The sequence below is a fragment of the Corynebacterium macginleyi genome (genome assembly GCF_003688935.1).
Classification (GTDB): domain Bacteria; phylum Actinomycetota; class Actinomycetes; order Mycobacteriales; family Mycobacteriaceae; genus Corynebacterium; species Corynebacterium macginleyi.
The window spans coordinates 1-17,738 of the sequence record NZ_REGE01000028.1; the positions used below are offsets into that span (position 1 = coordinate 1).

Consider the following 17,738-nt stretch of genomic DNA (forward strand, 5'->3'; position numbering starts at 1 on the left):
CCAGATTCGCGGCTTCACGCCGGTACTCCGGGGTGTACTTCTTCCTTGACGAACTCACAATGAACATCCTCTCCTACGGACACAAGATCCGTACTAATAGGGTGTCCACTAAACGAGGGTAACCTCACAAGCATACTTCTAAGTCAAAGTGTCTCTCCAGTCAGTTCTCCCCGAAAGGAAACCAAATGATCACCGTCATTGCCCGCTCTGCACCTACTACTGAAATGCCAGCTCTCGCCTCTTCGCCTCTGGGCGCATACTATTTTCCATATCTGCTTAGCGCAAAGGACCGCTTTGACCGAGCATTGCTCCGCTACGACGCTTGGTACGTGGTACTCGTTGCAGTACTCCTCGCCCTAGGCACTGTCCTCCTAGCTGGTATGGCCGTGTGGTGCGTAACGAAAGGTCACGGGAAATTTACCGGACACTGGAAATGGGTAAAGTGGGGATTTTCAGTCAGCATGGAATGCCAGCGCTAATCCACTCTAACGACTAATGCTCACTACATCATCAATCACCTACTACTACGCTGGCAGCTCTTCTCCAGCTATCAATGACATAAGCTTCGAGGTCGCCCCCGGCGGAGTAGTAGGTCTTGTTGGTTCAAATGGATCCGGGAAGAGCACTTTGCTAAAAATGCTTGCCGGAATCCTCACCCCCAGTACCGGGACAATCAGCCTATCCGGATTGCCCCCTGCCTCGCGGGAGGCAAAGCAGAATACTCTGCTACTAACCGGCAATGAAAACCTCCCTGATTTCCTAAACGGATTAGAATTAATAAAATTTTATTCTTCGCTATACCATCAGCCAGTTGACTCTCAAAAACTAGACGACTTACTTCAGAGATATCAACTATCCGGGCAAATTAGCTCTCTTATTGAAGATTATTCCCACGGAATGAAAAAGAAGCTCCAATTCATTTGTGCTCTTTTAATGAGCAGGGATTTAACTATCCTAGATGAAACACTCAATGGTGTTGATTTTCAGTCCCTTCGCTTAGCGAAAGAAGACCTGTCTAATTTATCGCGTGATAAAACAGTCATTCTATGCACCCATGACAATTTTCTCACTGAAGACCTTGCTGACCGATACCTAGGTTTGAAAGATGGACGGCTGCTACGCGACCTTACTTATACTGAAATGTCAAACCAATACGGCAGCCTTACTTCTCTTCTCGAAAACCTCGTAGAGGAGGAAAACAGGTGACAGTCGTTCAGGAAACACTATCCATAAGCAGGTTTTTCAGAACTTTCCTGGTTAGAAGAATGCTCTCCCTCGGCATTCTGCGATACCGAGAGACGCGAATACTGTTGGCGTTTCTCGGAACCACCCTCTTAATAGTGCTGGCCACCATCGGCTACCTGTTTTACAGAGGGTCGGATAAAGTTACGCATATAGACACGTTAGTCTTAGACCTTGCCAATCTGACACTCCCCCAATGGGTCTTCATTGGCTTTATTATAGTAAGAATACTTTTTCTCAAATCATCAAATATGCTCTCCCTAACAGAGAGCCTTCCCGTTACAGACCACCAGCGTTCGGTCGCCCTTTTTATAAATGAATTAGCATTTATCGCGGGAATTCTGATAGTCGTATTCTTTTCTTCTATCGCACCCCTGCCATTTGTTTTTGGGATAGAAGTTTCTAGCCAAGTGGCTACTTCTATCGTTTTTCCCGCAGCCACACTAGTGGTTGGACTTGCCTTCATCTACAACATACTGACTTGGGGTTTTTCTGTAGTCCGGCTGGGAAGAATAAAAGATATATTAGCAATTTGCGTATTGCTAATACTCGCTGGATTATCTCAGATTGGAATGACGACGAAAGTCGCTAGCATTACCTCAGCATTCCAGTCTGGGAACAGAGCATTCCTGTGGAGTGATACCTACACCTTGATTTCGGAAAAGTATGGATTTTTCATTTGCTCCCTGACGGCTGTTATCTCATGTATTTTTCTATTAACAGCAGCAACCCTAACAAGCGGAGCGCTCTTCACGAAACAAAAAGAGTACATTCTTACTAGAACGCCCTCTAAAGGAGACTTAAGTAATCCGTCCACTATTCGCCAAACCCTCTTTAAATCTTATCTCCTTAGTTTTTTAAGAGCGCAAGAAACTTGGATTACTCTAATATTCGCGCTGGGAGGCTATATTGTTCTCATTCTTTCTCACGCTATCCCCCCCCATTCTAGTCGGAGAAATAATTTCGTTCCTTGGAATCTATGCCTACTCATCAACAAGACCGCTACGTAGCTTTCCATCTCTTAAGGTACGCCCCGTTGAGGTCTACCTCTTCCTTTGCTTATCTTTGCTAAGCATATCTATTCCGTTTGTACTCGTTTTCTTTATAGGATTTTGGGCCATTGGCGGAGACACTTCTACGGGACTAATTAGCGTAATTGGCTGTATTGGGACTATCCCACTAACTATAACTTTAGGGATTATTCTTCCCTCCGAAAAAGACAATCCACTTGCAGTTATAACTGGTATAGCCATCGCTGCTATATTTGTAATCTTCTTTACCTTAGGGCTTTCCGTGTTTTCCCTCCCCCCTTGGGGTTGGGCAATCGCTACGCTATTTTTCCTTCTAGGCGTAGCGTCAGCCGGAATACTCGAAATAAAGAAAAATTCACTTCCAGACCATTAAGGAACAGTAATGAAAATCTTTGCCACTTCGCTTGCCAGTCTTATTATCGCATTTTGCCTGACCGGCAGCGCGGCCGTTCTAACGATTCTGTATTTAGCGTTCTCAAATGACTCCGAAGAATTCAAAGCAACCGGCTTGTTTAATTCAGTCTTCTTCTCTTCTTCGGTAAACGAAATAAACAATCTAGATGCAACCTTTGGAATCAATAGCCAGTTGAATTTGTTTATCATTTTCATGGCTTTTTTTATCTTTTCATTTATAACCATCTTGATTTTTCGCGCATTAACGCGATACAAGGAAAATTTAAAATCTTCCACTCGTGAATAGAAAAAATATAAACGCCAACGCGTTGATATCGGTGGCTGGAGAATTAACGGTTGCCATATGCCGACAGATGTCCCCCCTGATAATTGTCTTGGCGGGGATAGCCCTAATGGCGTCTACATTTGCCATTGCTTTTAGAGACACATCCCTTCTTCCTGTACTCATCTTTTCCCTAAAAGCATCCTTTTTTTGCGCATTCCTTCCTTTTTGGACTCACGAAATGGGTCATATCGTTGCATCTTCAATATTTCTCCCTGGGGACCCTCCAAAGATAGAATCTACACTCTTCCGCATATCAGTAGTTACTAAACAGCCAAAGCTTGCTCGAGTTGCAAAAATCATCGCATGTATGGGTCCTTTTAGTGCAGCATTCTTAGCATTTCCAGCTTTTGCAATGGACTCTTTTGGTATTGGCATAGCTTGTTTAGCCCATGTCATTTTCCTATTTCCTCCCTTTGGAGACGGAAGGATATTGTGGCAAAGGCAATAAAGAATCGACAAACTAATTCTTTAGTCAGAACGCAACTTGCCAGCGTTTTTTATACCGAGAAACTTGTCAAAGAAGGTCTGATGGGTTGTGCATGAGTACCTAATCCACATGAGGAGATGAAACAGAATCGTTACTGTAGCTTGACGAGAGTCGACCGGTAAGGCCAAGATTGATGCGATTGAAAAGAAGCTGCTTGCTAAACACTGAAATGGATGCCCATCTGGAAAATAAACCTACCCCCTGTTCCCTAGGCCCGGTCATTTCCAACGATCCGTAGCCAGAGTTGATGGTCTTGATATACAACCCATTACGGCGATTGCCGCCATAAGCTAGTTCACCTCTAGGCTTTCGTCTCCCGGCCGGCATAGCCGTAGCCTAAATGCGCATGACTTTCCGCCTGCAGAGCATCGATGGAAGTCGACAGCCCGCCGATCAAACTCGCGAGTGAATGATTTTACATCAGTTTCTCTCTGATCTCATCGCCCCCTCGCTGGGTCAGGGCCTTTCTACGGTGTCACCGTAATCATTATCGGTGAAACTCCTTCCAGTTCAGTGCCTCACACACAAACTTCCTGCCACTTCGTGCATCCAACGGCCCCGTCGAGGCAATCAACGGCAGGCTCGAACACCTACGCGGCATCGCCTTAGGATTTAAAAACCTCAACCACTACATCGTGCGGTGCCTGATCCACTCCAGACAACTACAAGACAAAATCAACGCACTCTAAAACCGGAAGGGCCCGCAATCCCAGCAAAGCCAATCAAACGACTCATCAGAAAAACACTCCACAAGATGGTTTGATAAGAAACGTCTCCCTAAATCTATCAAAAGGTGAGGGGGTCAAGTCCGGCATGCTCGGCAGGAACCACGCACCCTCTACACTGGCCACCATGGATGAACAGAAGCTGCACGACCTGCAACGCTACGGCACTTGGGAGCCAATGACCGGTGGGCAGTGGCACCTGCCGGGCATGGGGGACATCGATAAGGAGCACCAACGTACTTTTGGGCCCAATTGCTCGTTCATTACCGTGGGGCGCAATACCTGGTGTGGGACCGCCAACTAAATGTTCGATCTCGCCAGCATTGGCGCGGGGCTGCCCGTAGCCGAGACCATCGATTCGCTGCCTCGCACCGGAAACGTCGTCATTCAGGCACCGCCCGGAACGGGTAAAACCACGCTCGTGCCGCCTGCCCTAGCCAATCACGCGGCAGGGCGCGGCAAGGTCATCGTCACCGCCCCGCGCCGCGTGGCCGTGCGCGCGGCCGCCCAGCGCTTGAGCACCCTCAGCGGTACCCCGGATAAGGTCGGTTTCGCCATCCGCGGCGAATCCCGCACAGGCAGCGAAGTCGAGTTCGTGACCCCGGGCGTGCTGCTGCGCCGCCTGTTGAAGGATCCGGGGCTAGAGGGCGTGGCCGCTGTGGCCATCGATGAGGTTCACGAGCGCCAGCTGGATACGGATCTGGTGCTCGGCATGTGCTTGGAGCTGGCCGAGCTGCGCGAAGACTTTCGCGTCATCGCCATGTCTGCCACGGTCGACGCGCAGCGCTTTTCCCAGCTCATGGGTGCTCCCGTCCATACTACCGAGGCGGTGACCTATCCACTGGATATCCAGTACGCGCCGCAGCCGGGGCGCGCGGCGGGTTTGCGGGAGTTTTACGGGGGCATCGCCAAGCAGGCGGCCCGCCAACACGAATCCACCCTGGTCTTCGTACCCGGCGTGCGCGAGGTCAACCTGGTATGTGAGGAGCTGCGGGGCCATAATGTTTTCCCGCTGCATGGCAGGCAGACCGCCGCGGAGCAGGATGCCGCACTTTATACCGATGAGCAGCGCATTGTGGTGGCAACAGCCATCGCGGAATCCTCGCTGACGGTGCCCGGCGTGCGCGTGGTGGTGGATGCGGGGCTGGCCCGCGTTCCCCGGCGTGATGCGCAGCGCGGCATGTCCGGTTTGGTGACGGTCTCCACGTCGAAGTCGAGCGCGGACCAGCGCGCGGGCCGTGCCGGGCGTGAGGCGCCAGGTACGGTCATTCGCTGCTATTCCCAGGACGATTACCAGCACTTTTCCCCGCACACCACGCCGGAGATCCTGTCCGCGGACCTCACCCAGGCTGCGCTGTTTTTGGATTGTTGGGGCGCGGGCTCGGATTTCCCGCTGCTCGACCGACCGCCTGTCCAGGCCCTTGCAGCCGCACGCACCACCCTCGAGCGCATTGGCGCGACGCAGGAGCTCGCCCTGCTGCCTACCGATCCTCGCCTCGGCGCGGCCCTGCTCCGCCACGGCAGCCAGGCGGCCCCCACCATCGCCGCGCTTGCCGATGCCCCCACCAACACCACCGATCTCACCCGCCGTTCCGCACCGCACAAGGACATCACGCGCCTGTCTCATTTGGTGAAGGATCTCGGCCCCGCTGACCCCGGCGAGGTCGTCGCCACCGCCTATCCCGAGCAGGTGGCCAAGCGAGTGGATGAAGTTTACCTGCTGGCCAGCGGTACCCGCGCCCGACTGCCGGATAACTCTGGGCTGGCTGGCTCGCCGTGGCTCGCCATCGCGGAGGTCACCCTCTCCAATGCGGGAAACCCCATCATCCGGACCGCCGCGCGCATCGAAGAATCCGCCGCGCTGGATGCCATCGGCGTGACCGAAGAAACCCGCGCGTTCCTACGTGGGGGCCGCGTGCGCGGGGTTATGGTGCGAGCGGCCGGGGCAATTGTGCTGTCCGAAACCCCGGTCAAGGTCACCGGCGATGCCGCCGCGCAGGCCCTCGCCGCCGGCATCCGCGAAGAGGGACTCGGTCTATTCACCTTCAGCGAAAAGGCCCAGAGCTTAAAAGATAGGCTCCGCCACCTGCATGCGCACTACGGCGGTCCGTGGCCGAATGTCGATGCCACCGATCCCGCCGAATGGCTTGGTCCCGAGCTGCAGCAGATTGCCGCGGGAACCCCCACCGCCAAGATAGACATGTACCCTACCCTGCACCGCCTGCTCCCCTGGCCGGAAGCCACCAACCTAGACGAGCTCGCCCCCAAGCACCTCCCAGTGCCCTCCGGCCGCGATGCCAAGATCGACTGGTCGGGCGAGCGCCCCGTGGTCCACATCAAGTTGCAGGAATGCTTCGGCTTCGCCGAATCCCCTAAGTATTGCGGCAACCGGGTGCAATTTCACCTGCTCTCCCCCGCCGGTCGCCCGCTAGCGGTGACCGATGATCTCGCGAGCTTCTGGTCCGGCCCCTACGCTGGGGTGCGTGCCGATATGCGCGGGCGCTACCCCAAGCACCCATGGCCAGAGGATCCGTGGAATGCCATCGCCACCGCGCGAACCAAGAACCGGATGTAGCCTAACCCCACTGCTGCCAGGATAAATAGCAGCTCATGACCACTACCAAGGTAAGCAGGGCGTAGCGGATAAATTTCGTCCCGCCGGTGAGCACCATCCGCGCGCCCAGCTGGGCGCCAAGGATATTGGCGGCGGCCAACGCGATACCAAGGGTCCACCACACGTGGCCGCCAAAGATAAAGGTCACCAGCGCACCAAGGTTGGTGGCCGTATTGACCACCTTGGCCATCGCCGCGGATTTCACGAAGTTTTGAGAAAAGATGAAGGTAAAGGCCATGATCAGGAACATGCCGGTTCCCGGACCAAAGATCCCGTCGTAAAAAGAGATGGCAGCGACTGCCACAAGCCCCGCCCAGGTGCGCCATCCGCCCCGGATACCGAGCGACTCGGTGGTGCCAAAGCTCGGTTTCAAGGTCACGAAGGCGCCCACCACCACTAGGAGCACGATGATGAGCGGGCGCATGATGTCGCTATTAAGATTCGCCGCAACGCTCGCGCCCAGCCCAGCGCACACGAGCGCGATGAGGGCGTATCGAACGAGCTCTCCCGCCGATGACCGCATCAACCCAGCCTGCACCCGCCGCTCCCACTAGGAGCACCGCCCACTGTGCCACGTCAATATCCATGAGGAGATCATAAACCTCGCGTCGGGGAGGACTGGACTCGATCGAGAACGAGCAGAAAACGAGATAAGACGTGGCACAACGGCACTGGGAATCTTCTGCGGCGGCGGGCTTTCTCTCCCATCGCTCAAGGCCTTTGCCAAGCAGCTCCCCGCGACGATTCTTTTTATCGCGGCGCAGCTTACCCGCCTCATCGCGGTGCTGGTCATTGCGGGGTACCTGCCGCAGCTCATCAGGGCAGTCACCAAGTTTTACACAAAGCGCTAGCGTGCGCGGCTAACCTGCGCGCTTAGTTATTGAGCACGGCCTCGCGCAGCACCGACATCGGAACCGAGCCAAGAGCCAAGGCCGCGGAGTGGAATTCGCGGGCGCTCATGCCCTGCTCCTCGGCGGCAGCACGGGTTTCTTGCCACAGGCGCTGGCCCAAAGCATAGGACGGGGCCTGGCCCGGCCAACCCAGGTAGCGGTTAACCTCAAAGTTGAGGTTCGCATCATCCATGGCGGTGTTTTCGCGCATGTAGGTTTTCACGTGGGCCTTATCCCACACGCCGGATACGGTGCAGTCCGGCAGCTTCTTGCCCAAGTGCAATCCAATGTCCACCACGACGCGGGCAGCGCGCAGGCGCTGGGCATCAAGCAGCCCCATCCGCACGCCAGGATCGTTCATGTAGCCCAGCTCAGCCATGAGCTGCTCAGCATACAGGGCCCAGCCCTCGCCGTGGCCAGAGTTCCAGGTCACCGCGCGGCGCCACAGGTTGAGATCCTCTTGCACCAGGGCAAATCCCAGCTGCAGGTGGTGGCCCGGCACACCCTCATGGTGCACGGTGGTCAGCTCCTGCCAAGTGTGGAAGGTATCTTGGCCCTCCGGCACAGACCACCACATGCGGCCCGGGCGCGAAAAGTCATCACTGGGCGGGGTGTAGAAAATCCCGCCGGTACCCGCTGGGTCGATACGGCACTCGATCTCTTCGACCTCTGCTGGAATATCGAATTCTTTGCCGTTGAGCTCGGCGATGACCGCATCGGCCTTACCCTGCATCCACTCCACCAAGGCATCGGTACCGCGCAGGGTATAGCGCTCCTCGTGGTTCAGCTTGCGCATGGCAGAGCGTACCGAGCACTCTGAGCCATAAAGCTCGTGCGCAACCTTTTCCTGCTCTCCGCGCAGGAAACGTACCTGGTCAAGGCCCCATTCATAGGCCTCATCCAGGTCCACGGCATCTCCGACGAAAAGCTTAGAAAAACGCTCGTAGCGTTCGCGGCCCACCGCGTCCTTATTCGAGGACTGCGGCTGCAGATCATTAGACAGCCAGTCCGAAAACTCACCAAAGGCCTCTTTGGCCTTTTTGACCTCAGCGGAGTCAGGGTCGAGGCCGAGGCCCTCGAGCATAGAGTCGGCATCGGCAAGCCGCTCGCACTGCACAATGACCTCAGAGATCTGGCGGTGCGGTGCCACCATGCCGTGGGATGCCGCTTCCTTCAGGGACTCACGGTAACCATCAAGCGAGCCCTTGACTTTGGCCAAGCGGGAGCGAATAGCCTCCCGATCCTCCGGGGTATCCTGCGGCATAAGCAACAAGGAATCCCGGATCGTCTGCACGGGCGAGGCAATATTATTGAGGCTGCGAATATCCTCGCCGTGGTGGTGCAAATCCAGATCTAAGCAGAGCCGATCCCGCAAGACGGCTGCGGTGACGTAATCTACGTCATCGAAGTCATCGTCATCATCGGATTCATCGGTGGTGTCATCCAAGGCATCTAGATCCGCAACCATGTCACGAGTGCGATCAGCGACCGCCTCAAAATAATCGGGAGAAAAATCCTGCAATTCGCCTTCAAAACCATCGATGCCCCACGCGGTTGCATCTGTGGGGGATAGCTCGGCTAGGTCGTGAACGAAGTTATCGCACGAAGCGTCCAGTAGAGAGGGCTGGCGCTTAGCGGTCTGCTCAGAACTCATAAGAGGGAAGTCTAACCCTTTATCTTGTTGATAAGCCAGACAGGCCCGCCCAAATGTTGCACACTGGCTGGCTAATCGTTGTCCCACTTCGTGCCCGGGTAGTGCCACCCGGCAAATCCATCCAGCACAGCTGCGGGAGAGTCCTCTATGACCAGTGATTTTACATAGCGGGGCAGGATGAAACCCGCCTCAGCCATGGCGGCATACATGTCATAAAAGGGCTGCCAAAAACCTTCCACATTGACCAAGCCAACGGGCCCGCGAATGCTGCCCAACTGTTGCTGGGTCAGCACTTCTGTTACTTCCTCCAATGTGCCCGCGCCGCCAGGCAGGCAAATAAACGCATCCGCCAGCTGCTCCATGCGGGTTTTTCGCTCGGCCATGGAGCCCACGACCTCGAGGCGGGTTAAGCCTGGATGGGATATTTCTAAATCCACCAGGGCTTGCGGCATGACGCCAGTGACGGTGCCGCCAGCATATAGGCAGGAATTGGCTACCTCGCGCATAAGGCCAATATTTCCGCCGCCATACACCAAGTTCAGCCCGCGACGGGCAAGTTCGTCACCCAATTGTTGGGCCGTTGCGCTATAGGCGGGTGAATTGCCCTCGGCGGAGCCACAATAAACCGCTACGGATCTCATGCGCCCCAGCATAGGGAATTTTTGGCCCATCTCCACCTTTAGACCATTCGGTACATACACCCATGAATAGATTAGACAAAGCAGTCTGTGACACATATACTTTCGTCTATGATCAAACCTGGCCCCGTGTTCACGCGCCCCCGTACACCGGCTGCTAAGTGCCTTCACCTGGTGCGCCTGAACCAGATCATTACCCGTAGTGAGCTGGTAGAAGCCACCGGGCTCTCCCAACCCACCATTACCCGCGCTACCACAGCACTCCTTAATGCGGGCCTCATCCAGGAGCGCACCGACCTCACCCAATCCCAGGGCCGGGGCCGCCCTACGGTTCCCCTCGAGGCTGCGGATAATAACTGGGTACTCGGCGGAATAGCCGTCGGCACCTCAGAGACCTATATCGGCCTTTATGACATCAAGGGCCGCACCGTTTCGGAAGAAGAAATCGCCACCCCCGTCGCGCGACTGACGGAAGAAGATTTTCTTGAGCACATCATGGCCAGCATTAACCGCATGATGACCAGCCTGGATCGCCGCCTCGTGGCTTTGGGAATTACCACTTCAGGCTCCGTGGATGACAAGGGTCTGGTCACCGCTGAAAATCTGGGGTGGCACGGCGTCGATATCGCGGCACGGCTGCGCTTCCAATTTAGCGTTCCCGTAGTGGTGACTTCCGCCATTTCCGCTATTTTGGGCTCGGAGACGCAGGCCGCTGAGATTGGCAGCAATGAGCGCGTGCTCCTGCTCTTTGCGGATGATTCCCTGGGATCGGCGTTATCCGTCGATGACGAAGTAAACTCCATCATCCCGCTGCCGCAGACCCACTCTGATGTGCTGGGCCATGGCGCTTCCGAACACCTTCTGGCCACCCAATCAATCCTAAACGCCGTACGCCGCCAGGGCATCGAGACCAATACCCTGCACGAGGTCGCGACTATAGCCCAATCCAATTCAGCCGTGCGCGCCATCTTGGATGAGCGCGCCCGCCAACTGGGCCTGATTACGGCGGCATTAGTCGACGAATACTCGCCGAAGACAGTGGTCATCGCCGGCGGGGCGTTTACCGGAGATGCCCGCGCACCCCAGCTTTTTGCCTCCACCGTCCGCGATTCCACCGCAAACGATCTGGAACTGCGCATGATTCCAAGCCACAAAGAAATCGTCCGCGCCGTCGCCCGTACCGTGGCCACCGATCAGCTATTGCGCGCACCCTTAGAGCTGGGCCGCTCACTCCATACAGCTTAAGTCCTCGCGGGCAGGGTCGATTCCAGTAAACAAGTGGGTATCTAGCCCGCAGTAGCCCGCACCCTCGAGGTAGTCGATGCGGTCATCGAAAAATGCGTGTCTTTAGGGTGCGCCGAGAGCGCGGCCACCGCCTCCCAGAAAGCCGCTGGGAGGCGAGGCGCAGCAACACGCCGTATATATCGAAGAGCAACTTCGGAATAATGCGTCCAATTTATGCCCGCCGCGTGGCCTGGGTCTGGACTGCCACAATCCCTACCGCAGTACCGGCAATAAAAATCACCAGCGCCAGCGTTGCCTGCGCCAGCGGCAACACAATGAGTACAGCCAGCGAGGCCAAAATCAGCATTCCGCTCAAGGAATATAAGGAGCGGTTGACCAGCCCGCGCTTGCCGATGACCCCGCATGCCAACATCACCACTCCCGCAAACGGACTCAGCATGAGTGCCGCAGTAGTCAAAAAGATGCCGAGGGTAACGTGGCTTGAGATGACCGCAGCACCGATGATGAGACTTAATGCCAATACCGCCAGGCTGGCGGAAAGAATCGCTTTAAGGTGTGCAGACATACGGCAATCCTCCCACAGCAGTACAGCACCGTGGGAGGATTGATTTAAATCTTGATCGTTTTGTTATTCACAACTTAGGAGTTGCGGTTAGCCAGATGAGAATCGATGCGCAGCAAACCAGCGCCATCGTTGCCGACCAGTTTGATCTGGTCAATAATCTCAGAAACGCCGGCCTCTTCCTCGATCTGCTCGGACAGGAACCAGTCAATGAGCTGGCGGGAGTCCAGATCCTGGACGTCAAGGGCCACGCGGGCAATCTCGCGAATCTGCTCGGAGACCTTCTGCTCGTGAGCCAAGGAAGCCTCGAATGCGTCGAGCGGCGTGGCTGCCTTGATGGAGCCTACCGGGATATCGTTCAGCTCTACGCGGTAGCCGCGTGCCAAGAGGTGGTCCGCAAGCTTCTGTGCGTGGACGCGCTCCTCAGCAGCCTGTGCCATGAACCAATCGCGCATGCCCGGGAAGGACAGGTTGTCCATCTCGTAGGCCAGTTGGGTGTAGACCATAGCGGCGCCGTGCTCGTTAATGACCTGATTGTTTAGCAGGGTTTGCAGTTTCTCATCCATTGCTAAATCCTTTCTGTAGGGGGGAATTAATTGGTTACGTACACTACAATACCGAAATAAAATTCCTCGTCTAGCAAGGTATACTTAACAAACCCGCAGCTCAGCAGCATTTTTCAGATTGGATCACCTAAGTTAGTTAAGACAACACTGCTCCACAACACTGGGTTAATATCGCCTAAAAATTCGAGGTCATCGGCCTGAAGGGCGAATCTCGCCTCGCCACCCCACTAGACTTACAACTCTAAGGCTAGTACGGCTACGCACATTAGATCTTTAGTGTGTTATTAATCACATATACGTCCGCGACCATTAGTACCATTACGTTGATTTCAGACCGGGCATCAGTTTCAGAGTGCGCGCGTAGGACGCCCTAATGCTGATCATGGCCTAGCAAAAGGACCAGCGGGTTTTATTGATGCGAGTAGCTACTACGAGCCTTCCTGAAAGGAGCCATCCGCCGTGATAACCGGCAGCGCCGACCACGCAAAGTTGATCCACTTATCCGTCTTCTTCCACGAGTAATCCGGCTCGAAGATCGTCTTCGGCTTGGTATACACCACAGCGGAACGTACCTCATCGGCGGTTTCTTCCAGGAAGTTCACCACTAGATCCAGGGTTTTTCCCGAATCAGCCACGTCATCAACCACAAGCACCTTCTTACTCTTGAGGGAATCCGTGTCCAATTGCGGGGACAAGATGATCGGCTCGTCCAAGGTCTGGCCAATATCGGTATAGAACTCCACGTTAATAGCACCCATAGCCTTGACCCCGAGGGCATAACCTATGGCACCGGCTGGGATCAGGCCACCGCGAGCCACGCCCACGATTAAGTCAGGAAACCAACCAGATTCCACAATTTGCTCCGAAAGATTCCGGCTCGCTTCGCCGAAGACTTCCCAGGTGAGGTTCTCCCGGTCCGGGTGGATCCAATTCTCAGTCACGATTGCGCGGCTCCTTTTGCGTTATGGATTTATTGGTAGTTTAACTAGCTATACCTATCAAGGGAAAACAGTTACCGGAAAGGAACCTCTCCCAACGTGCGCCGCAACTTGCGCGTGCGCAGGCGCTCCGGATTTTCTGCCAGCTGTTCTACTGCGCGCACCGCGCACATGACGTGGGCTTCCTTGGAATTGGAATAAAAGGCCTGGGCCTGTGCCGGTAACTTCGGTACGGCATGCAGCGGTAAATCTGACACAGATAGCAACGTGCCATAAGGCACGCGGTAGCGGTACCCATTCGCCGCCAGGGCGCACGATTCCATATCCACCGCGACTGCGGTAGAAGTGCGCAACCACTCCCACAGATCCCGGCTGGTACGCCACTCCCAATCGCGATCATCAGTCGATAACACCGTGCCGGTACGCATGAGCGAATTATCCCTACCGTAGACCTCATCCACGGCTGCCTCCAGCATGCGCTGGACTTCCGGAATGGCCGGAATCGGCGTGGAAGAAACTATTTGCCGGTCCAAGATATGGTCGTGTCGCTCATAAGCATTGCCTAAGATCAGGTCACCTATGCGCATGCGCCCGTCCATGCCGGCGCAATGCCCGATCATGATCCAGGCCTCCGGCCGCAGAACGGCCAAGCAATCCGTAATGGTCTTCGCATTTGATGGCCCCACCCCAATGTTGATCATGGTGATCCCATCGCCACCCGCGGTAATGAGATCGAACCGGGGCATCTGAAAGCGCGAGGTCAGCGTCAGCCCATCCAGGTCGAGGTTTACCGCGTCATTGGGGTGAATAGTCTCCCCATTGGGCAGTAAGAGTGCTGTATATCGCGAGTCTTCCTTGGTTAGCTCGCGCAGGCCGAATTTCACGAATTCCGTCGTATGCATCGCATAATTGGTAAACAGAATGTATTTCTGCACCGTATCAACCTCGATACCAGTATAGTGCTCGATGCGCGCACACGCGATATCAAAGCGCTGCGCCCCAAAGTGAAACAGCGGCTTTTCCTCGCCGTGGAAAGCATCCCACTCACCATCAATAATCGCATCGTTGACCTCATCTAAGGTGGGGCGCGGGATGGGACCGCGCTCCTGCGGTGCAGCGGGGGCGTCCTTAATGTATTCCGGCGGAATGCGCTCATCAGATTCGCCGACGAAGATATCGCACAAATAATTGTTGGTCAGCCGGGTCAGCTGCTCATACAAGTAATCTCGGATGATGCGCGGCTTAGAGATGACCGCGGAATATTTCCCAGCCTCGTCCACATAGCCAAAGGGCTCGGAGCGGTCAATCGGCTGCCATTTGCGGATCTCCACGGTTACCTTGGGATAAACCACGTGGCGAAAATTATCGAGAATGCCCGAGGCAAGGGCCTTGCGCCCTAACTCACATGAGGTTTCATAATGCTCAATTAAGCGAGTCACCGCTTCATCTACGGAGTGGACATGCTGCAGATCGGTCATAACCGCGAGTGTAGCGGGGACCACGCAGCACGGCAGCGCCCTTTGAGGCGATATCAAAATTGATATCATTATTAACGAAAGAATGACAGTAATGGCATCTATTGTGGTAAGACAACTAGAAGACGCAGTGAAAGAAGCTCTCACACTACGCGCCAAAGAAAACGGCCATTCCATGGAGGCGGAGGCCCGATTAATTCTGACGGATGCAGTGCACCCCAAAAATATTGGTGTTGCACTATATAAGGCTTCACGCGAGGCAGCAACAGAAATTCCAATCCTTCCCCGTGACGACGAAGCACGTGCGGTGAAGTTTTAATGATCATCGCTGATACAAACGTCATTTCAGAGGTCATGAAGCCCACCCCAGATAAGCAAGTTTTGCAGTGGTGACATCGGACCACTGAAGAGACAGTAGCGATAACAGCGATGACGCTCTCCGAGTTACATGCCGGCATAATGCTTCTACCTGACGGACACAGACGGGATTCGCTTGCGAAGGCTCTTCACACCTCCCTCCAGAACCAAGTGGTGATTCCATTCGATGCACAAGCAGCATTTCAATTTGGAGTTGTAGTAAGTCGCCGCCGCCAGCTGGGAAAGCCAATTTCCACAGTAGACGCACAAATTGCAGCCACTTGCCGCGCATACTCAGCAACCTGCGCCACTGGAAACATTAAGGACTTTTCCGACACTGGTGTGACATTACTTAATCCCTGGGAGGAATAGCCTGTATCCACAAAGCTCGTTCTAGACACGCAGGCTTGCCGCATTCATCTTATTTATGGCCCACAAAATGGTGCGGGACGAGGATGCCGTTCCGCCCCATGGAACCTAGACGAGGGACTAGATATCTATCTCGATGCAGGATCAATCGAGGTGTTTATTGGAGAAGGGAGCGAAAGCCTATCTTCCCTTGACTTCGCCGGAGAAGGCGATCGCGACCTAACAGTCGAAGTAATCAATGGCCCCGCCGACATCACAATTGAGATCGCAAAGTTGCTAGACAAAGCTATTTCTAGCAAGATTCAATAAGATAGCCTCCCGAGACATAAACGAAGGCCCGCCGACTGCGCATCGGCGGGCCCTCTCCCCATGACTAATCTCTGGCACTTAGCGGCAAGGAGTGGAGCGCCCTACGCCGTAAGCACCGCCCGTGATTAGGCAAGCCTAATGTTACAAAGATTATGGCGCGAGGTCAAGGGTGGGCCCATAAAATTCTTCAGCATTCCCAAAAAGGCTATTTACCTGCATTAACGCGTATGCTTGGAAAGCATGGCTGTCGAATCCCTTGCAGAGTTGAAAAGCATTATTTCTGAGCAACTCCTCAAAATCGGGCGCGTCAGCGAAGAAAATGCACCGGAAGAAAAAGATCTGCCACGCCTTGGCATCGCCTCCCCGGCCGCGGCGAGTTCTTTGCAGGATGACGTCGCTGAAGAGATCGTTGACCGCCTCAAGACCCAGAAGGACCAGTCCAGCCCCGGCGATTCCGCCCTCGACGCCGATGCCGCAAAAACCATTCCCCTTGGCGCACGCACCAAGCCGCGCGGCGTTTTCGAAGACGATTGGAGCGCTCGCCCAAGCGATACACACCCGTGGCCAGTCATATTGGTCCACGGCACCTGCGATACCAAGGGTGTCTGGCAAATTATGGGCAATATCTTGCGCCGAAAAGGTTATCCACCTGATATGCATCAGCGCACCTAATCATGGGACAACCCACGGGGGCATCGTCAGTCGCCTCATTCGTACCCCACGCCAAGAAGCGGTGATCCGCTCCATTATTGATGGCTGGTTCGGCCCCGCAGGCATGGATCAGGTGGTGGGCAGCGAGGTGCTTTGCGATGTCAATCGCGACGGCGATCTCGAATCCGGAGGGAGCTATACCTGCATCGCTACGCGTTCCGATGCCGTCGTCGTCCCATCGGACACCTGCTTCCTCGACCCGCAGAGCGCGCCTGAGGGGGCGGTGCGCAATATCTATATTCAAGATTTCGACCGCCACGCCGTGGTCATGCACGAAGATATGCCCATGGATAGGCGCGTGCCCGCCATCGTTCGCAGGCTCCTCACAATGGTGGAGCGCACGCCCCGCTAATTAAATCTCGAGTTCATCGAGCAACGTATCAAAAGCCGGCCCCACCTGCGTGCGCCACAGCGTATCCACCTTTTTATCCCCGCGGCCCGGACCGCCGTTGATGACAGCTACACGCTTGCCCTGCTTCTTTGCCTCAAGCACGAAGCGATAGCCACTCATCACCGCCAGCGAAGAACCCGCCACCAGCAAAGAATTAGCCTCGCCCAACAGCGCGAAGGCCGCGTCCCGCCGCGTGGCTGGGACGGGCTCGCCAAAATACACCACGCCCGGCTTAAGCAGCTCCGATCCGCAGCGCTCGCAACCGGCCATCCGGAACGCTGCAACGTCTTTCTCATCCAGCGTCACGTCACCATCTGGATTAACTTGGTCCCTTTCCACTACCATGCGCTCCAGGTACCCCGGGTTCGCTGCCGCCAAGCGCACATCGAAGTGGGAGCGATCTTCATAGTGTCCACACAATAGACACACCACGGTTTTCATATCCCCATGCAGCGCCACCAATTTATCCGTACCCGCTCGTTGATACAGGCCATCCACATTTTGGGTAACCACCCCATTAACCAACCCAGCGCGCTCTAACTCCACGAGCGCGTAATGCGTGCGATTCGGCGCCGCAGAATCCATTACGCGCCAGCCCACGAAGCTGCGCGCCCAATACCTATGGCTAGCGCTGTGATGTCTAGTGACTTTTTGGACTCCGAGTCCATTGACTTTTTGGACTCCGAGTCCATTGACTTTTTGGACTCGGAGTCCAGTTAGTTTTTTGACGCGGAGTCCAGGAAGTTTATGGACAGGATGTCTAACGACTTTTTGGACTCTGGCTTCTTGACAATG

19 protein-coding genes and 2 pseudogenes are annotated in these 17,738 nt (G+C 55.1%); 13 read left to right on the forward strand and 8 right to left on the reverse strand.

From position 1 onward, the window contains the following. Positions 1-495 precede the first annotated feature (495 nt). From D9V82_RS11145 to hrpB, 7 genes and pseudogenes are all read left to right on the forward strand, one after another. Positions 496-1,206: an ATP-binding cassette domain-containing protein gene (locus D9V82_RS11145; protein WP_121912426.1), complete on the forward strand. Its 711-nt coding sequence runs from the start codon at positions 496-498 to the stop codon at positions 1,204-1,206. A gap of 134 nt (positions 1,207-1,340) precedes the next feature. Continuing rightward, positions 1,341-2,252, forward strand: coding sequence for a hypothetical protein (locus D9V82_RS11150; RefSeq protein ID WP_147446204.1), 912 nt, complete (start codon positions 1,341-1,343; stop codon positions 2,250-2,252). Between the two features lie 403 nt (positions 2,253-2,655). Beyond that, positions 2,656-2,973 (forward strand): hypothetical protein, encoded by a 318-nt coding sequence (locus tag D9V82_RS11155; protein WP_121912428.1) that lies wholly within the window; start codon positions 2,656-2,658, stop codon positions 2,971-2,973. Then, on the forward strand, positions 2,966-3,460 hold the full coding sequence (locus D9V82_RS12070; RefSeq protein ID WP_147446205.1) for a hypothetical protein: 495 nt from the start codon (positions 2,966-2,968) through the stop codon (positions 3,458-3,460). Before D9V82_RS11155 ends, D9V82_RS12070 begins: the two co-directional genes overlap by 8 nt. 584 nt (positions 3,461-4,044) lie before the next feature. Beyond that, positions 4,045-4,188: pseudogene (locus D9V82_RS11160) on the forward strand (transposase); the annotation flags it as partial. Positions 4,189-4,351: 163 nt separating this feature from the next. Beyond that, entirely contained in the window at positions 4,352-4,528 is a 177-nt protein-coding gene (locus D9V82_RS11165) for a hypothetical protein (RefSeq protein WP_234457736.1), read from the forward strand. Then, positions 4,529-6,799, forward strand: coding sequence for an ATP-dependent helicase HrpB (gene hrpB, locus D9V82_RS11170; protein WP_121912429.1), 2,271 nt, complete (start codon positions 4,529-4,531; stop codon positions 6,797-6,799). A gap of 1 nt (position 6,800) precedes the next feature. On the opposite strand, the pseudogene D9V82_RS11175 reads toward hrpB, so the two are convergent. From D9V82_RS11175 to D9V82_RS11190, 3 genes and pseudogenes are all read right to left on the reverse strand, one after another. Continuing rightward, positions 6,801-7,425, reverse strand: a pseudogene (locus D9V82_RS11175) (TSUP family transporter). 286 nt (positions 7,426-7,711) lie between these two features. Further along, positions 7,712-9,382, reverse strand: coding sequence for a DUF885 domain-containing protein (locus D9V82_RS11185; protein WP_121912430.1), 1,671 nt, complete (start codon positions 9,380-9,382; stop codon positions 7,712-7,714). 71 nt (positions 9,383-9,453) lie between these two features. Beyond that, positions 9,454-10,053 (reverse strand): LOG family protein, encoded by a 600-nt coding sequence (locus D9V82_RS11190; protein WP_234457623.1) that lies wholly within the window; start codon positions 10,051-10,053, stop codon positions 9,454-9,456. A 78-nt stretch (positions 10,054-10,131) separates the two neighbouring features. Between D9V82_RS11190 and D9V82_RS11195 the strand changes: the two genes are divergently transcribed. Continuing rightward, entirely contained in the window at positions 10,132-11,265 is a 1,134-nt protein-coding gene (locus D9V82_RS11195) for an ROK family transcriptional regulator (protein WP_121912432.1), read from the forward strand. Between the two features lie 211 nt (positions 11,266-11,476). Here the strand turns inward: D9V82_RS11195 and D9V82_RS11200 are convergent, their stop codons facing one another. From D9V82_RS11200 to amn, 4 genes are all read right to left on the reverse strand, one after another. After that, positions 11,477-11,830: a hypothetical protein gene (locus D9V82_RS11200; RefSeq protein ID WP_121912433.1), complete on the reverse strand. Its 354-nt coding sequence runs from the start codon at positions 11,828-11,830 to the stop codon at positions 11,477-11,479. A 74-nt stretch (positions 11,831-11,904) separates the two neighbouring features. Then, complete coding sequence (locus D9V82_RS11205; RefSeq protein ID WP_121912434.1) at positions 11,905-12,393, reverse strand: ferritin; 489 nt, start codon at positions 12,391-12,393, stop codon at positions 11,905-11,907. A 428-nt stretch (positions 12,394-12,821) separates the two neighbouring features. Next, positions 12,822-13,334, reverse strand: a complete 513-nt coding sequence (locus tag D9V82_RS11210) for a phosphoribosyltransferase (RefSeq protein ID WP_121912435.1) — start codon at positions 13,332-13,334, stop codon at positions 12,822-12,824. A 71-nt stretch (positions 13,335-13,405) separates the two neighbouring features. After that, a complete protein-coding gene (gene amn / locus D9V82_RS11215) occupies positions 13,406-14,809 on the reverse strand; it encodes an AMP nucleosidase (protein WP_121912438.1) in 1,404 nt (467 codons plus the stop codon). A 91-nt stretch (positions 14,810-14,900) separates the two neighbouring features. Between amn and D9V82_RS11220 the strand changes: the two genes are divergently transcribed. From D9V82_RS11220 to D9V82_RS12800, 5 genes are all read left to right on the forward strand, one after another. Then, positions 14,901-15,125: a FitA-like ribbon-helix-helix domain-containing protein gene (locus tag D9V82_RS11220; RefSeq protein WP_234456645.1), complete on the forward strand. Its 225-nt coding sequence runs from the start codon at positions 14,901-14,903 to the stop codon at positions 15,123-15,125. A gap of 101 nt (positions 15,126-15,226) precedes the next feature. Continuing rightward, positions 15,227-15,535: a PIN domain-containing protein gene (locus D9V82_RS11225; protein WP_275403438.1), complete on the forward strand. Its 309-nt coding sequence runs from the start codon at positions 15,227-15,229 to the stop codon at positions 15,533-15,535. A gap of 51 nt (positions 15,536-15,586) precedes the next feature. Then, positions 15,587-15,841: a GH32 C-terminal domain-containing protein gene (locus tag D9V82_RS13165; RefSeq protein WP_425267148.1), complete on the forward strand. Its 255-nt coding sequence runs from the start codon at positions 15,587-15,589 to the stop codon at positions 15,839-15,841. Between the two features lie 240 nt (positions 15,842-16,081). After that, positions 16,082-16,513: a lipase family protein gene (locus tag D9V82_RS12795; RefSeq protein WP_234459046.1), complete on the forward strand. Its 432-nt coding sequence runs from the start codon at positions 16,082-16,084 to the stop codon at positions 16,511-16,513. A gap of 61 nt (positions 16,514-16,574) precedes the next feature. Continuing rightward, positions 16,575-16,904 carry a hypothetical protein gene (locus D9V82_RS12800; RefSeq protein ID WP_234462820.1) on the forward strand — a complete coding sequence of 110 codons (330 nt, stop codon included), beginning with the start codon at positions 16,575-16,577 and terminating at the stop codon, positions 16,902-16,904. Here the strand turns inward: D9V82_RS12800 and D9V82_RS11235 are convergent. Next, a partial coding sequence (locus D9V82_RS11235; protein WP_425267147.1) for a Sir2 family NAD-dependent protein deacetylase occupies positions 16,905-17,738 on the reverse strand: 834 nt, incomplete at its 5' end.

What these genes read in the sequence shown, in the direction of transcription:
- D9V82_RS11145 (WP_121912426.1), top strand. Translation starts at nt 496, where the DNA reads ATGCTCACTACATCATCAATCACCTACTACTACGCTGGCAGCTCTTCT.
- D9V82_RS11155 (WP_121912428.1), top strand. Translation starts at nt 2,656, where the DNA reads ATGAAAATCTTTGCCACTTCGCTTGCCAGTCTTATTATCGCATTTTGC.
- D9V82_RS11165 (WP_234457736.1), top strand. Translation starts at nt 4,352, where the DNA reads ATGGATGAACAGAAGCTGCACGACCTGCAACGCTACGGCACTTGGGAG.
- hrpB (WP_121912429.1), top strand. Translation starts at nt 4,529, where the DNA reads ATGTTCGATCTCGCCAGCATTGGCGCGGGGCTGCCCGTAGCCGAGACC.
- D9V82_RS11185 (WP_121912430.1), bottom strand. Translation starts at nt 9,382, where the DNA reads ATGAGTTCTGAGCAGACCGCTAAGCGCCAGCCCTCTCTACTGGACGCT.
- D9V82_RS11190 (WP_234457623.1), bottom strand. Translation starts at nt 10,053, where the DNA reads ATGGGCCAAAAATTCCCTATGCTGGGGCGCATGAGATCCGTAGCGGTT.
- D9V82_RS11195 (WP_121912432.1), top strand. Translation starts at nt 10,132, where the DNA reads ATGATCAAACCTGGCCCCGTGTTCACGCGCCCCCGTACACCGGCTGCT.
- D9V82_RS11200 (WP_121912433.1), bottom strand. Translation starts at nt 11,830, where the DNA reads ATGTCTGCACACCTTAAAGCGATTCTTTCCGCCAGCCTGGCGGTATTG.
- D9V82_RS11205 (WP_121912434.1), bottom strand. Translation starts at nt 12,393, where the DNA reads ATGGATGAGAAACTGCAAACCCTGCTAAACAATCAGGTCATTAACGAG.
- amn (WP_121912438.1), bottom strand. Translation starts at nt 14,809, where the DNA reads ATGACCGATCTGCAGCATGTCCACTCCGTAGATGAAGCGGTGACTCGC.
- D9V82_RS11220 (WP_234456645.1), top strand. Translation starts at nt 14,901, where the DNA reads ATGGCATCTATTGTGGTAAGACAACTAGAAGACGCAGTGAAAGAAGCT.
- D9V82_RS12795 (WP_234459046.1), top strand. Translation starts at nt 16,082, where the DNA reads ATGGCTGTCGAATCCCTTGCAGAGTTGAAAAGCATTATTTCTGAGCAA.